Annotated in this window: 15 protein-coding genes and 1 riboswitch; of the genes, 9 read left to right on the plus strand and 6 right to left on the minus strand. The window is 42.1% G+C overall.

Annotated features, from left to right (window positions below):
* Window positions 1-269: 269 nt before the first annotated feature.
* Window positions 270-1,379 (plus strand): serine hydrolase, encoded by a 1,110-nt coding sequence (locus A9970_RS08285; RefSeq protein ID WP_182981942.1) that lies wholly within the window; start codon window positions 270-272, stop codon window positions 1,377-1,379.
* Between the two features lie 68 nt (window positions 1,380-1,447).
* Here the strand turns inward: A9970_RS08285 and A9970_RS08290 are convergent, their stop codons facing one another.
* From A9970_RS08290 to A9970_RS08310, 5 genes are all read right to left on the minus strand, one after another.
* Window positions 1,448-2,218, minus strand: coding sequence for a tryptophan-rich sensory protein (locus A9970_RS08290; RefSeq protein WP_182981943.1), 771 nt, complete (start codon window positions 2,216-2,218; stop codon window positions 1,448-1,450).
* A gap of 81 nt (window positions 2,219-2,299) precedes the next feature.
* Entirely contained in the window at window positions 2,300-2,767 is a 468-nt protein-coding gene (locus A9970_RS08295) for an SRPBCC family protein (RefSeq protein WP_182981944.1), read from the minus strand.
* A gap of 180 nt (window positions 2,768-2,947) precedes the next feature.
* Window positions 2,948-3,586, minus strand: coding sequence for a hypothetical protein (locus A9970_RS08300; RefSeq protein WP_182981945.1), 639 nt, complete (start codon window positions 3,584-3,586; stop codon window positions 2,948-2,950).
* Between the two features lie 434 nt (window positions 3,587-4,020).
* Window positions 4,021-4,629 (minus strand): GrpB family protein, encoded by a 609-nt coding sequence (locus tag A9970_RS08305; protein ID WP_182981946.1) that lies wholly within the window; start codon window positions 4,627-4,629, stop codon window positions 4,021-4,023.
* Between the two features lie 138 nt (window positions 4,630-4,767).
* Entirely contained in the window at window positions 4,768-5,658 is an 891-nt protein-coding gene (locus tag A9970_RS08310) for a DMT family transporter (RefSeq protein ID WP_120332814.1), read from the minus strand.
* A gap of 111 nt (window positions 5,659-5,769) precedes the next feature.
* Here A9970_RS08310 and A9970_RS08315 point away from each other — a divergent pair, with 111 nt between their 5' ends.
* On the plus strand, window positions 5,770-7,185 hold the full coding sequence (locus A9970_RS08315) for a PLP-dependent aminotransferase family protein (protein ID WP_182981947.1): 1,416 nt from the start codon (window positions 5,770-5,772) through the stop codon (window positions 7,183-7,185).
* Window positions 7,186-7,248: 63 nt separating this feature from the next.
* Here A9970_RS08315 and A9970_RS08320 read toward each other — a convergent pair whose 3' ends face one another.
* On the minus strand, window positions 7,249-9,885 hold the full coding sequence (locus A9970_RS08320; RefSeq protein ID WP_182981948.1) for an alpha-L-rhamnosidase: 2,637 nt from the start codon (window positions 9,883-9,885) through the stop codon (window positions 7,249-7,251).
* 160 nt (window positions 9,886-10,045) lie between these two features.
* Window positions 10,046-10,141: riboswitch (TPP riboswitch) on the plus strand.
* A gap of 59 nt (window positions 10,142-10,200) precedes the next feature.
* Here A9970_RS08320 and thiS point away from each other — a divergent pair.
* The 7 genes from thiS to A9970_RS08355 are packed head-to-tail and all read left to right on the plus strand — an operon-like array spanning window position 10,201 to window position 16,076.
* The gene (thiS, locus tag A9970_RS08325; protein ID WP_153846774.1) at window positions 10,201-10,407 is read left to right on the plus strand and encodes a sulfur carrier protein ThiS; all 207 of its coding nucleotides are present in this window, start codon (window positions 10,201-10,203) and stop codon (window positions 10,405-10,407) included.
* A gap of 45 nt (window positions 10,408-10,452) precedes the next feature.
* Window positions 10,453-12,267: a phosphomethylpyrimidine synthase ThiC gene (gene thiC, locus A9970_RS08330; RefSeq protein ID WP_182981949.1), complete on the plus strand. Its 1,815-nt coding sequence runs from the start codon at window positions 10,453-10,455 to the stop codon at window positions 12,265-12,267.
* The gene (locus tag A9970_RS08335; RefSeq protein ID WP_182981950.1) at window positions 12,264-12,881 is read left to right on the plus strand and encodes a thiamine phosphate synthase; all 618 of its coding nucleotides are present in this window, start codon (window positions 12,264-12,266) and stop codon (window positions 12,879-12,881) included. The genes thiC and A9970_RS08335 overlap by 4 nt, the downstream gene beginning before the upstream one ends.
* Window positions 12,827-13,459, plus strand: a complete 633-nt coding sequence (locus A9970_RS08340) for a thiamine phosphate synthase (RefSeq protein WP_220801540.1) — start codon at window positions 12,827-12,829, stop codon at window positions 13,457-13,459. The genes A9970_RS08335 and A9970_RS08340 overlap by 55 nt, the downstream gene beginning before the upstream one ends.
* Window positions 13,456-14,226: a thiazole synthase gene (locus A9970_RS08345; protein WP_182981951.1), complete on the plus strand. Its 771-nt coding sequence runs from the start codon at window positions 13,456-13,458 to the stop codon at window positions 14,224-14,226. Before A9970_RS08340 ends, A9970_RS08345 begins: the two co-directional genes overlap by 4 nt.
* Window positions 14,227-14,236: 10 nt before the next feature.
* Window positions 14,237-15,361 carry a 2-iminoacetate synthase ThiH gene (gene thiH / locus A9970_RS08350; RefSeq protein ID WP_182981952.1) on the plus strand — a complete coding sequence of 375 codons (1,125 nt, stop codon included), beginning with the start codon at window positions 14,237-14,239 and terminating at the stop codon, window positions 15,359-15,361.
* Between the two features lie 4 nt (window positions 15,362-15,365).
* A complete protein-coding gene (locus tag A9970_RS08355; RefSeq protein ID WP_182981953.1) occupies window positions 15,366-16,076 on the plus strand; it encodes a HesA/MoeB/ThiF family protein in 711 nt (236 codons plus the stop codon).
* Window positions 16,077-16,083 lie beyond the last annotated feature (7 nt).

Raw genomic sequence — 16,083 nt, forward strand, 5'->3', positions numbered from 1 at the left:
AGGCATTTCGCTTCAAAACAAAACATCAATAAATACAAATTCAGTTTATTAGATAAGCCCGATGTACTATTTCATATATTTAACCATAAAGATTATTATTTTAATTCTTATTTTCACAAGCGCAACAGGCAACGAAATCCGTTACCCCTACTGCGACGTAGATGCATTCGCAGCTGCAGAGGCGATTGCTAGTGAAGTAGTAAAGAAATATACTTAGCAAATGCTCAGAAAGTTTTTGAGTCTGAGGCACAATGTTTAGAAAAGAACATATGAAAAAAATAGTGTTATTAAATACCTTGTTTACTCCGTTGATCGGATTTGCTCAATTACAGACCGTTTTTAAGCAAAAAGTAGATTCAATTTATGATAAAAATAAGGATGCAGTAGGGATTATTGTTCATGTAGAAGCACCGAAACATAATATTTCCTGGAGCTATGCAAAAGGTGTAGCAGACACCAGCACGAACCAATCGTTAGAAGACCAACAGCCTGTTTTGATTGCAAGCAACACGAAACCTTATGTCGCTGCAGCAATCCTAAGATTGGTGGAAAAAGGTGAACTTTCTATTGATCAACCAATTGCAAATTTATTATCAAAAAAAACACGTCATTTATTTGAAAGCGATGGTTATAATCTAGCGGTAATTACGATAAAGAATTTGCTCTCACACACTTCGGGAATTCAAGATTATGTAGATGAAGCTTATTTTGAATTCGTCAATCAACATCCTAAATATAAGTGGAAAAAAGACGAACAGATCAAAAGATCCATCGATATCGGAAACCCTCAGCCTGTCGGTGAAAAATTTAGTTACGCTGATATTAATTATTTACTTCTTACCGAAATTATTGAGCAAAAAACACAGCAGCCATTCTATGCAGCCATCCAAAACTTACTTAGATACAAAGAATTAAACCTAACAAAGACATGGTTTATAAACGTAGAACAATATCCTGAAAACACCCTGCCTCTCGCCCATCAGTACGCAAGCAAGTACAACTGGGACTCGTATGCCATTGATCCTTCTTGGGATCTGTACGGAGGCGGTGGGATAGCAGCGACAGCCAAAGAGGCAGCCCTATTTTTCCAATATGTATTTGACGGAAAAATCATTCAGGATAAACAACTTCTTGAAGCGATGCATACCTACGTCTTACCACCAGATAAATCGAAATACTGTTTGGGAATTTATCATTTTGACATGGGGTTCAACGCTTACTATCATGGCGGTTGGTGGGGAACAGATGTGATCTATTCACCGGAGTCTGATGCGACTATCACTGTCTTTACGCTGCAAAAAGGATTTCAGCATGTCATCAATCCCTTTATCGGAAAAGAATTTCAAAAGCTATTGATTGCGGAATCAGCAATAAAATAGCAGCTGACTACAATACTATGGAAAGCTTAAACTTTGATTGCCAAACCACTATCATTTACCAGTAAGCACTAGACAGGCAGTCGCTTACGATACTGGATATAGTATACAATTACATTTAGCAAAACAATAAGAGCCGCTATTATAGCCGCTATATATACAGTGCTATTAACTAATTTATTAGCAACTGAAATTGCTATTAAAGCCCATACAGCTACAAGTCCAAATAAGGGCATATGACGTTGCCATATCATCAATAAGTGAATGATCAATGCAATTGCAAACATGATAATAACCCATGTTGTAGCTGATAATCCAAAACCGTCCCAGCCTATCTTCGTGAGATAGGCTGCAATGTCGGCAATCAAAGCCACTGAAATCCATCCTGCGTAAAGTTGAAAAGGGAACTTAAGAAATATACGCTTGCTGCGTGCAGCATGAAACGCAATAGATTGAGTATGGTGAATTATCTTTAATAGCGACACAAAAAGTAAGATCATTAATAAAATAGTTAAAAAGGTATAGTCATACAACCAGGTAATGACCCATAGACTATTTGCTAGACAAGAAATCAAAAACCACCATCCGACTTTTAAAACTACTTTTTCCTTTTCGTTTGTCTGTCTGACAAAAGGACCAAAATAAATTACAAATCCAAACAACCCTAAATAGATGAGGCCCCATATGGTAAAGGCATATCCCGCGGGTGTAAATAGGTTTTGATATTTAGCAGAAACCGTTGCCATGGTCTCCCCATTAAAAATTCCCGTATTGGATAGGTAATTAATAATCACCGTGATGACCAAAGCAATTCCATTGGTTATTTGATAGATTTTCTTCATTGTATACAGCATAAAATATGTTTAAAAGCTCATCTGACCTCCTTCTCACCAGTCACGTGAACTGCAATAGACTCGTTATCACTAATTCTTAGTTTGATTAAATAATTTTTCTAAAACCTGATAACGGTAATCGAAGATCTCCTCTAACTTGTTTTTAACAAAAATTCCATGCGCAATTGTGCCTAGAATTCCCAAAGGCAATTCATAGTCTACCCTGTCTTTCACAAGCACTCCTTTTTCATTCGGAATAAACTCATGAAAATGATTCCAATAGGCATAAGGTCCCTTTAGTTGAAAATCAGTAAAACTTTTGTTCTTTTCCACTTGCGTTATTTTGGTCTTCCACTTCAGCGGAAACCGAAGGATCGGAGATACCAAATAATCAATGATCATTCCCTCAGCAATTTCTTGCCGACGAAAGTCTGAGACGACAACAAACCCCATATCTTTTGGTGTAATTTCTGAAAGATTCATGGGTGAAGAAAAAAAAGACCAAGCGGTATCCAAATCGCAGGCCAATTGTTGTTCTCTATATAATTTGTACCTCATTACCTCATTTTATTTGAACTAACTTTATTGCTTGTCAATATAACAACATTACAACAAATTAGTTTACAAATATACTATAAAAAACATTTAACGAGGCTACATCGTCAATATAAAGAATAATTATATACCAATACAACTATTTAATTTAAAGCTAGCTTTTAAATATACTTTTATCGATGGTTATTTAGTGGACATATCCTTTTCTAGAGCCTTTACAAGGGCTTTCGTATAACTTTTAGAAAAATCAGCTAAGCTGGAAGGGTTGATTGTTTCAGACTGACCACTCCAAACCAGTTGTTCGGAACTAACGTCATATAGATTGCTTTCCAGATAGTACATTTTATCCGTGGTATAATATCCCGGATCGTATGCAATCGGGTACCAATGGGAGTAATAGCTCCAAAAATTACCATACCATCCAAACCTCGGATAAGGCATATAAGGTCCACTTCCCGGTACATATCGGGTCTCGCTGGTTTTGTCGATCAGGGTAACAGTGAAAATAGCATCCGCATTCAGACTGTGTACTGCTTTCATCACTAAATCTTTATTTTGACTTTCATCTTTGGTGAACGTGCGTTTAAAAACATCAGTACTTTTAATAGCCTTGTAGCCATGCATGGAAGCCGCTTCAGCCAAATTGGATTCAATGACATCCTTTGCTTTAGCATGGTTTGTCATCGCAATAATGAATATTGTTTGGTATTGTTTTGGAGTCAGATCTCTATTTTTATAGATATCTGTTATCCTTGTAGAGGTACTACAAGCCAACAATAAGAAGCTTGAGACAATTGCGGTTAAAAATGACTTCGATTTCATATGTTTTAAAAATTAGTGTCCTTTTGAAGTGTAGCAGAGAGTCTCTTCGTATTTTCGTGTGATATGCCAGTACATCGATCTATTTTGGGTAGTCTTAGCGTAAAAACGATAGAACCACCTATTAGACAACAAGTTTACATGGACAATTGTTTTGTAGTTATTAATTATAAAAGAAATACTTTAATTCTTAATTGATATTATCAAAAAAGGTCCTTGAGAAGTAAGGACACCACCCATCAGGGATTGGCAATAGTGAGGAAGATGCGCCTGATCGTAGTAAGTCAGCTACTTTATTAAAAGTAAAGCGAAATATAAACCCTTAAATTATTAAGGTGTAATTTTGTCCCGGGCAGATGCAGAATTCGCTCGGATAAATTTCTGACCAATTTAATCCGAAGCATCCACACGACCTTGTGTAACGTTCCATTGTTCTACTATTTTATTGTTCCGTAAACTTTTTTGTACCATTCCATAGCTTTTGCTTCGTGCTCTTTCAAAAATTCATCTTTGGCGTCATTATAGTCGTTCCCATCTTTCCATTGCTGAAGGACCAACTTTTCTTTAATTACCTGATAATGAACTCTTACTTCTTCATGCACACGCAGATAATCGCGAAACGCTATATGGCGCAACCAGTGTTCTGATTGCAACGGTATGCTGTGAATATGCGCTATCCGTAGCGAATGATCATGCAATCGTACTGGAATTTCATCGTCGGGTGCAATGTGCTCTGGCAACCCCAATGCTTCAGGCCGATCAATCAGGGCGACAAAAAAACGTCTGTAAGGCATATCCTCATTATATTTTTCATAATATACATAGCATTTACCCTGCAACAGGAACGGAATGCGATCAAGGTCATTTTCTTCCTCAAGACCGATCAATATATCAATGATTGGTTTGGCAGACAATCCCTCAACGGCCGTACTGCCTATGTGATCTACCCTCGACCTTATAGGTTTCAACAATGCAAGAAGTTCATTTTGAATGCTGTCGAAATTCGCTTTCCATATCGGATTATAAGGTTCAAACGGTAAAATCATACGATGTTGTCTTTGTCAATACAAGATAATAGACATCATTCGATCAAATACACCTCGAACGATGCCCTAAAAGTTAAAGTTAATAAATTTATGGTTTTCCGAGAGAACCTATAAACCAGTTCTCTTTTTCTAATGCATTTATTGGGCAAATTTCTTCGTAGCTACGACACAGAGGATAACACCAACTGTTACAGCAAGCATGCCAACACTGACTTGTTCATGAAGAAGCCAGGCGGCTAAAGCCAAACCAAAGAATGGCTGTAATAACTGTAACTGTCCGATGGTCGCCGTGCCACCTTGGGCGAGTCCTTTATACCAAAAAACAAAGCCAATAAACATACTGAACAAAGAAACATAGGCTAAACTAGCCCAGGCGCCCATAGGTACAGCATCAAAAGTGGATGGAAGATAGATAAAAGTAAGTGGCAACATCAGCGGTAGCGACAAAACCAGGGCCCAGGAAATGACCTGCCAACCACCCAGCGTCTTGGTCAATTTAGCGCCTTCAGCATAGCCCAAACCACAGAGAATGACCGATAAAATCATTAAAACGTCACCTAAAGGTGAGGCTGTTAGTCCTTGTGCCAGCGCATAGCCGATCACCAGTAGGCTCCCTAAAGCAGAGAACAGCCAAAAGATTGGCTTCGGACGCTCGCCACCGCGTATAATACCAAATACGGCTGTCGATACGGGCAAAATACCGATAAAAACGATGGAGTGCGCAGACGTGATGTGCTGCAGGGCTAAAGCGCTCAGTAAGGGAAATCCAACGACACATCCTATTGCAACGATGCATAGCGAACCCAATTGTTTTCTTTCTGGGCGTTTTTCCTTAAAAACCATCAATGTTACCAGTGCCAATATACCTGCAATCGAAGCTCTGGCTAGCGTCACAAATACGGGGTCAAATGCTAAAACCGCCATTCGTGTTGCCGGCAACGAACCACTAAATAATACCACCCCAATAAAACCGTTTAACCAACCGCTGGCGGTATTTTCTTGTAATTTACTTATACTTAATTCTGCCATGTTTCAACCTTTTACACAAAGTTCGTCCATTACAAGAACTAAGCACAGTCACAGTTTTTGATAATTCAATGGACACAGTTACCTTTGAAGACAGATATTAATCCTTATTTTATGAAAAAAGATTATTTGTATAATGAAATAGCAGACAATATTGCCAATAAGATTAATTCAGGTGTCTTAAAAGCCGGCGAGAAACTACCTTCAGTGAGAAATCTAAGTGCTGAACACGGTATCAGTATAAATACAGCAAAAAGGATATTTCTAGAGCTGGAAGGACGTTCACTTATACGCTCCAAACCTCAGTCCGGCTACTTCGTTAGTCCTCCAAACTATATGCAGCTTCCTTTGGCCGCAGCCAGTCAACCTATTCCAATCGCCAATAACCGAGAACCAGATCAATTAATGAATAAGGTGTATTCAACCATGGGGCGCCGGGATTTAACCTTATTTTCGATCGGTGTTCCTTCGGGAAGCCTCCTGCCTACCGCAAAATTGAAAAAAGAAATCGTCCTCGCTACACAGGAGCTCAGCGATGGTGGCACAGCATATGAGCCCTTGCAGGGCAATATAAAATTACGTCGTATGGTAGCTGTACGTTCATTGGCCTGGGGTGGAAATCTAAACGAAGATGAGGTCGTTACCACCAACGGCTGTATGAATGCTTTGGTTTTATGTCTGATGGCCTTAACCAAACCTGGAGATACACTGGCTCTTGAAAGCCCCTGCTATCCGGGTATCCTCCAACTTGCCGTTAGCCTGGGACTTAAGGTGCTGGAAATAGCCACTGACCCCATTACGGGAATAGACATTGAAGCCCTCAAAAAGCTATTGCCCGAAATCAAAGTCTGCTTACTGGTTCCCAATTTTAACACCCCTCTGGGCTATTGTATGCCGGATGAGAACAAGCGGGAAATTGTATCACTGCTAGCAAAACATCGTATTCCGCTGATCGAAGATGACACTTACGGCGACCTCCATTTTGGCACCCAACGTCCCAAATGCTGCAAATCTTTTGACCTCGATGGCAATGTACTCTGGTGCGGGTCAGTTTCAAAGACATTGGCTCCGGGTTTCCGTGTCGGATGGGTCGCTCCTGGAAAATACAAGGAGCAGATTATCAAACTAAAACTGATCCATTCCCTATCATCTACAGCGATCATCAACGAGGCGGTGGGAAATTTTCTATTAACAGGAAAGTATGAAAACCACCTACGTAAACTCCGTAGATCATTAACAGAAAACTACCAGCAGTATGCCGCTATCATCGTGGACCATTTTCCGGAAGGTACTAAAATAAGCCGCCCACAGGGCGGACTCGCCCTATGGGTTGAATTTCCAAAACACATCGATACAGGCATACTATACAACTATGCGCTTAAACTACAGATTAGCATTTCACCGGGAAGGATCTTCACCTTGCAGGATCAATTTCACCATTGCATGCGTCTCTGTATTGGCTTACCCTGGAGCAATGAACTCGCCTTAAAATTAAAACAGCTTGGTAAACTCGCAAAAGCCCTCCAATAGATTATTACATAAAAGAATAAAACCAACAGTCAAGACAACGAAACAACAAGTCGGAGCCTATGCTTACTTGAGTTTCAGCTCCAGCCTGTGTTTACCAGCCTCCAATTGGACGATATCGCTGCTTCTAACATTATCCGGTGGATAAAATGTTGCCGTCGCATTAGCAGGTATTTGGATATTATATACGATCATTTTATCCTTTAACTTCCATTCGGAAACAATTTTACCGTAGGGTGAATTGTAAGAAATAGAAGATTCTTTCAATTCCTGGGGGAAGATGGGTTTTAAGAGCACATGTTTAAATCCAGGTTGTTTAGGATCTGGAAGAATCCCGCCGATAGATTTAAAAAACCAACCACCGATTTCGCCAAACATCATGTGGTTGTCTGAAATATCCCGTGTTGCTTTTAAATCCCAGTTCTCCAACAATGTTGTCGCTCCATTTACAATCCACCATCCCCAAGACGGGTAGGTATCTTGTACCGCGACCTTATAGGCTGTCGTTGCATAACCGTTATCTTTTAACGCATTCAATAATGCTTTAGCACCCAATACGCCTACATCCAAATGAAAGTTGGTCTCTTCCACTTTCTTATTCAGGTTGGCGGCAACACGGGCTTTCATTTCATTGGGTACAACGCCCCAATAGAGAGGTACACTCAGTTCGGTCTGTGTTCCATTGCTATAAACACCCTTGGAAGCATCTAAAAATTTAGCGTTGATAGCCGTCTTAATTTTTTCGCTTAGCAGTTCATATTTTTGTTGATCTGCTGTGTATCCAAACAATTTGGCCGCAGCAGCCAAGATGGTTGCATCCACATAAAAATAAACAGATGAGGTCAACTCCAGATTGGACTGTGACTTCACCGGCACCCAGTCTCCACGCCCAAACGTTGTCAACCCAGACGGGCTGATTCCGTCTACATAATCGACATAGCGTTTGATATTTAGGTAGCATTCTTCTAATGCACGTGGGTCTCCATAAAACTGATAAATCTGCCATGGAATGATGGCAATGGTGCTTGTCCAATCCAAACCATTTGCGGTACCGTAGCCCCATCCGCCAGTTGGAATAATATCGGGTAAGACACCATTCTCCTGTTGTTCATCACGATGATCCGCCATCCATTTTTCATAAACTGTTATCCCGTCAAAATTGTATAAAGCTGTTTCAATCGCAAGGTGCCCATCCCCTGTCCAACCGTTCTTTTCGCGCTGCGGACAGTCCGTAGGATAGCCCATCAAATTGGACAAGTAGGCATTGTTGGTCGCTGTCCATAGTTTGTTGACCAACGCTGATGATGTCTTGAGCTGTCCAATAGCAGGCACATCACTATGCATAAAATAGGCGGTCACAGCCGAACTATCCAATGCAATTGCGGCACTGCTGCTAACCTCGACATAACGAAACCCTTTGTAACCGAACTTTGCCATAAACTCATCATCGCGACCACTTAAGGTCAATATATCGGTCTGAAAGGGCTCCTTTTCCTTATCGCCCCGATAATAAACATCAATATTGGACTGATCAAGATGCCCATCCGCCAACAACCGCTCACCATGCTTGATACGCAGAATAGTACCCGCAGCTCCTTTCACTTTAACTTTTGTAATCCCGGCCATATTCTGGCCCATATCGAACACATAGGTACGTTGGTCTATCTTTGTCACTGATTTTGGCTTATAGGACTTCACGAGCCGAATCGGTACCATCTGTTGGGAAACGATATGTGCAGATGGCGCATTTCTATACTGAACAGCCTGCCAGGCCGAATCATCGTATTTTGGTTTATCCCAGTTCGGTATTTCCAGTCTTGCATCGTAATGCTCACCAGTGTAAATATTATTATAAGTGATTGGTCCCGAAGCTGTCTTCCACTGCTTATCCGAAACAATGGTTTCCGTCGTTCCATCGATATAAACGATTTTCAGTTCTAAACAGAATGTTGGCCGGGCCCGCCATGGTGCTTTATCAAAGTTCCAAACGGCCAGTGGTTGATGATTATACCAGCCATTCCCCAAAACAACGCCAATGGCGTTCTCTCCTTTTTGAAGCTGCTGGGTTACGTCCGTCACGACATACAATGTGCGTCGGTCAAATCGAGTATACATTGGATCCAGACGATGGTCGCCAACGCGCTGGCCATTAATGGAAAGTTCATATAATCCTGCTGCGGCAATATATGCGCGGGCAGATTTTATCTGCTTATTTGCCTTAAATTCTGTTCTAAAATAAGGCGTTTCCCGCGCATGAATATCCTTATTGTCGCTGATCCATTTTCCTTTCCAAAGGTCCATTCCCATCATTCCTGTTTCGAAAGATGCTATTTCAGAACGTGTTGATACACCATCCTTATCCCATACTTTAACCCTCCAGAAGTACTTAGTCTGTGGCTTTAACTGTGTGCCGGTATAGGGCACTAACATGGAAGAACTGAGCTGTTTGCCACTATCCCAGCTATCTTTTGTCTCTTTCAGCAGTGCCAGCGAATCTTGCCCTAAAAGGATCTGATAAGCTTGTTGTACCGCACCTTTACGTTGGTCCTCAAGTCGCCAGCTAAGTCTCGGGTGAATTGCATCAATACCCAATGGATTGACCAAATGTTCGCATGTCAACTGCACGACGCTACAGTTGTTTTTAGATTGGGCATAAGTGTTGCTAGCGATACACAACAGTGTTGTCAATAAAATCCTACGCATTAAAAAATACTATTCTTGGTGGTTGTTAAATTGTTTTAGCTGATTCAAAAAACTAATATATCAAATATTTCCCACATACTGACCTGTACTTTCCTGCACAATATGCCTAAGTCTGCAAAATAAAATTCTTGCAACTTTCATAAAAATAACCTTATCTTAGTCGCAACTTTAGGGGTGTCTGCTCGTGCAGGCTGAGATTTTACCCTTATAACCTGATCCGGATCATACTGGCGTAGGGAAAAGTGAGCTGTCTACAAGGTGCATTGCTGTGCCTTTGTGTAGCCATTCCTAAAGTTTTACCAAAAAAATTAAGGAATGGAACTTACAATAAACCATCAGATTCGATTTTTCGACCCCCCACTTACTTCACTTGAAGGCTTGTTGCTTTTGGAATTATCTGGCAAAACTCAGGGTGTGGCTGTGGCCATCAACAACAAAGTCATCCCCAAAAAGGACTGGGCTACGACAACACTTAAACCTTACGATCAGATTATCTTAATTACCGCATCTCAGGGCGGATAGCCATTTCCAAAAAATCAACCGAGTAATTCACCCAATACAGAAAAAATGACAGCTGAAACAATTACGCAATCACCCTTTCCAAATGCAAAGAAAATTTTTGTATCCGGAAAACTATTTCCTATTCAAGTCGCTATGCGTCAAATCTCCTTGAGTCCAACCAAATTAACGAATGGAGAGGTAGAAATTAATCCGCCGGTAACAATCTATGATACTTCTGGACCTTATACGGATGACACCGTCCATATCGATATCCGGAAAGGCCTCCCTCGCCTTCGCGATCAGTGGATCTTGGATCGTCAGGATGTCATACAGCTGGCTAACATCAGCTCTGAATATGGACAAAAACGCCTTTCTGATCCAACGTTGGATGAACTCCGATTTGCGTATAGCCATAAACCGAAAGTAGCCTCTGCCGGTAGGAATGTCACCCAATTACATTATGCAAAGCAAGGCATTATTACCCCAGAAATGGAGTACGTTGCTATCCGTGAAAACCAACGTATCGAGCAGCTCACGGCCAGCACCCCCGGAATGGATCATCAGCATAAAGGACAAAACTTTGGTGCCAGAACACATGATAAAGCTATTACACCAGAATTTGTCCGTGAGGAAATCGCTGCCGGAAGAGCAATCATCCCTAATAATATCAATCACCCTGAAAGTGAACCCATGATTATCGGGCGCAACTTTCTAGTTAAAATTAATGCCAATATTGGCAATAGCGCCGTAAGTTCAAGTATAGAGGAAGAAGTTGAAAAAGCGGTATGGGCCTGTCGTTGGGGAGCCGATACCATCATGGATCTATCCACTGGCAAAAATATTCACGAAACCCGCGAATGGATTATCCGTAACTCGCCCGTTCCAATCGGTACAGTACCGATCTATCAGGCGCTCGAAAAAGTGAAGGGGGTGGCCGAGGACCTTACCTGGGAAATATTCAGAGATACCTTGATTGAACAGGCCGAACAGGGTGTTTCGTACTTTACCATACACGCCGGCGTACTGCTTCGTTATATCCATCTCACGGCATCTCGAGTAACGGGCATTGTCTCCAGAGGAGGGTCTATCATGGCCAAATGGTGTCTTTTCCACCACAAAGAGAACTTTCTTTATACTCATTTTGAGGAGATCTGTGAGATCATGAAGCGATATGATGTTGCTTTTTCACTTGGCGATGGTCTCCGTCCAGGAGCCATTGCGGACGCCAACGATGCGGCTCAATTTGCTGAGCTCGAAACACTGGGCGAACTCACCAAGGTCGCCTGGAAACACGATGTTCAGGTGATGATCGAAGGTCCGGGCCATGTTCCTATGCAATTGATCAAAGAGAATATGGACAAACAATTGGCCTGTTGTGACGAAGCTCCATTTTATACCTTGGGTCCCTTAACAACTGATATTGCTCCAGGTTATGACCATATCACATCAGCCATTGGAGCTGCGATGATCGGTTGGTATGGATGTGCGATGCTTTGCTATGTGACCCCCAAAGAACATCTGGGCTTACCAAATAAAAAAGACGTTAAAGACGGTGTAATCACCTATAAACTAGCTGCCCATGCGGCCGATTTGGCCAAAGGACATCCAGGTGCACAATACCGTGATAATGCCTTGAGTAAAGCGAGATTTGAATTTAGATGGGAAGATCAATTCAACCTTTCCCTGGATCCAGATACCGCACGTGAATATCATGACGAAACGTTGCCGGCAGATGCGGCCAAAGTGGCTCACTTCTGCTCCATGTGCGGTCCCAAATTTTGCTCCATGAAAATTACGCAGGAAATCAGAGATAGTGCCGCACAAGGGATGCTGGAAAAATCGCAGGAATTCATCGCACAAGGAAAAGAGATTTATTCATGATCATCGCTTTGACAGCAGCAGAAACGATCCCTTCTGAAAAAGGGATTATAGATGCTTTGTTCAAAGAAGGACTTGATATCCTGCATTTGCGCAAGTATCATTTTACGGACCTACAAATGTCCAGGTACGTTGAATCTATAGATTCAACGTACCTGGATAGATTGGTCCTACATTCCCACCCTCACCTATCGGTTGAGCTCGGAATCGCGCGTATTCATATGAACGAAAAGAATAGAAAGGATAGATCAACAAATCAAATGCTGCCTACAACAATCTGTTCAACATCTGTGCATGATATCGATCAATTCAATAGCCTTGATGAATGTTGGGCCTATGCTTTTCTAAGTCCATTATTTCCGAGCATCTCTAAAGTGGGGTATGGAGTGCATAATGCAAGGCTGGATCAGCTCCCGTCACGCTCCAACTTTACTGTTGGTCTCATCGGTCTTGGAGGGATAAACCAAGGCAACTGTCTTATTCCGATGCAGCAAGGTGCAGATGGAATTGCCTTATATGGTACTTTATGGAAGCACCCTGATCCAGTTCAAAATTTTATAGCATGCAAACAAAAATTATGGAAAAACTCCAATATATATCGCAGGGACAAACATTAACTGAACAAAAAAATAACATACTGAAAGCGCTGGATGCTGGGGCCAAATGGATACAGATCAGATGGAAGGACGCCGATGAAAAGAGCCGATACCTGCTTGCAGAACAGATCAAGCAAACCTGTTCCGAATTCGGTGCCAGCTGTATCATCAATGACCATCCTTCGCTTGCAGCGGCTATAGACGCAGACGGCGTGCACTTGGGACTGGATGACTGCAGCGTCACAGCTGCCCGGGACATATTGGGTGCAGGAAAAATAATCGGCGGTACTGCCAATAGCTTTGCGCATGTAGAACAAAGAATAAGTGAACATTGTGACTATATCGGACTCGGACCATTCAACTATACCACAACAAAACAAAAACTAAGTCCTCTATTGGGGATTACAGGATATGAAAACATCATCCAACAAGTCCGCCTAGCAGGCTTGCCCCCTATTCCAATATTCGCAATTGGCGGTATAAGCCAACTTGAAGATATCCAACAGCTATTAGAAATTGGAGTTTACGGTGTAGCACTCTCTGGAATCGTAACCAAGACTCCAAACATTGTTTCATCCATCAATAAAATTTTATTATGAGCAACCTACATATAGCCGATCGCGTATTTGAATCCAGATTATTTCTGGGTACGGGCAAATTCGGTAATCTCACAGAAATGAGCGATGCCATTGTGGCTTCGGCCTCCCAATTGGTCACCGTTGCCCTCAAACGAATCGACCAGACCAGCGCAGACGACAGTCTCATCAGTGCGCTCGATCTGGCGGCAATCCATTTGCTTCCCAATACTTCGGGAGCACGAACTGCTGAAGAAGCTGTGCTCGCAGCACAACTTGCACGGGAGGCATTGGAAACAAACTGGGTAAAGCTGGAAATTCATCCCGACCCTCGTTATTTACTGCCCGATCCTATTGAAACCCTGCGTGCAACTGAATCGCTAGCCAAACTGGGTTTCGTTGTCATGCCCTATATTCACGCAGATCCAGTACTTTGTAAAAGATTGGAAAATGCAGGTACAGCAGTTGTTATGCCTTTAGGTGCTCCTATTGGTAGTAATAAAGGGCTTCGCACACTGGACTTTCTCGAAATTATTATTGAGGAGAGTAATGTCCCTGTGGTTGTAGATGCCGGGATCGGAGCTCCATCCGATGCCGCCAAAGCCATGGAAATCGGAGCGGATGCAGTCTTGGTCAATACGGCAATTGCAGTTTCAAATAATCCGATACGTATGGCCGAAGCATTCAAAGAGGCTGTTATCGCTGGACGAAAGGCTTATGAGGCCGGTTTAGGAAAGATCGGATCACAAGCAATCGGTTCGAGTCCCTTAACTTCATTTTTATTTGATTGATGATTCACTTATGACAGATTTCAAAACGATACTAGACGAATACTCCTGGAATGACGTCCACACGCAGATTTATGACGCTACGAATCAGGATGTACAACATGCGTTAGAAAAAGACCATTTAACGCTCTCCGACTTTAGGGCGCTCATCTCACCGGCTGCAGCACCGTATCTGGAACAAATGGCACAGAAAACACAACAAATCACGCAACGTCGCTTCGGTAAAACCATACAGCTCTATGCCCCACTTTACCTGAGCAATGAGTGCCAAAACATCTGTACGTATTGCGGTTTTAGCATGGACAATAAAATCAAACGCAAAACCCTTAGCAACACCGAACTATTACTGGAGGCAATGGCACTCAAATCAATGGGAATCAACCACATTTTACTAGTCAGCGGAGAAGCCAACAAAACGGTCGAGATCAATTATTTCCTAAATGCTATTCAGCTTTTAAAACCTCATTTTTCACAGATTTCCATTGAGGTACAGCCACTGGAAGAATCCGAGTACCGACTACTACAGGCCGCTGGGGTTTATGCCATTTTGGTCTATCAGGAAAGCTACCATCGGGAAGTTTACAAACAATATCATCCGAAAGGAAAGAAGTCCAATTTTGACTATCGTTTGGATACGCCTGACCGTATAGGCCGGGCCGGAATCCATAAAATCGGACTGGGAGTATTACTTGGGCTAGAGGACTGGCGGGTGGACAGCTTTTTCACTGCGACACACATTGCCTATTTGCAAAAACAATATTGGCAAACACGCTATTCCATTTCCTTTCCACGCTTAAGACCAGCCGCAGGTTCTGTTGAGCCAAATTTTCATTTGGCAGACCGCGATCTACTCCAGTTGATCTGCGCATATCGTCTGTGGAATGAAAATTTGGAAATCTCCATTTCTACCAGAGAGAACGAAACCTTCAGGGATCATATCATACCTATTGGCGTAACCACGATGAGTGCAGCTTCAAAAACCAATCCGGGAGGCTATGTTGTTGATCCGCAAGCTTTGGAACAATTTGAAGTAAGTGATGAAAGAGATATGGAAACAATAAAAAATCAAATCCGAAAAATGGGCTATTCTCCAGTGATGAAAGACTGGGAAAGCAATTATGCCGGTATAGTACGTTAAACACATGAAAAAAGATAACATTTTTGATCGCTATAGCAGACAGATTTTTATCGAAGAGATTGGCGTTGCCGGACAACGGAAGATTATGGATGCCAAGGTATTGGTCGTCGGTGCAGGCGGACTCGGGAGTCCTGTCGTTCAATATTTAGCCGCGGCCGGTATAGGCAAACTTGGGCTGGTTGATTTTGACCGGGTTGAAATCCACAATCTTAATAGACAGATCATTCATTCCGAAAATAATATACACCAAGCAAAAACAGAAAGTGCCACAGCCTATGTACGACAGCACAATAGCACAATTGATTTTGAACCCTTTCAGGTAAAAATAGATGCTGACAACGCGCTAGCAATGCTCGCTCCCTATCATATCATTGTCGATTGCTGTGATAACTTTACAACGCGCTACCTGCTTAATCAGACCTGCCTACAACTCGATAAACCTTTGGTATATGGTAGCATCTATGGTTTTGAGGGCCAGCTGGCTGTCTTTAACTATCAGGGTAGTAAAAACCTGTTGGATATCTTTCCAACGCCCCCCGATCCGGAGCAGGTTCCAAATTGCGATAAAAATGGGGTGCTAGGCCCCTTGCCCGGTATTATTGGCAGTATGATGGCCATGCAGGTACTTAAAATAGTAACCGGATTACCCGTAGATAGCAACCAGTTAACGATTGTTGACACATTCCATTGGCGTTTTTCGAAACTCCTATTCTAGGGATCAT

Origin of the sequence: Sphingobacterium sp. UME9, assembly GCF_014170215.1 — a bacterium.
GTDB lineage: Bacteria > Bacteroidota > Bacteroidia > Sphingobacteriales > Sphingobacteriaceae > Sphingobacterium > Sphingobacterium paramultivorum.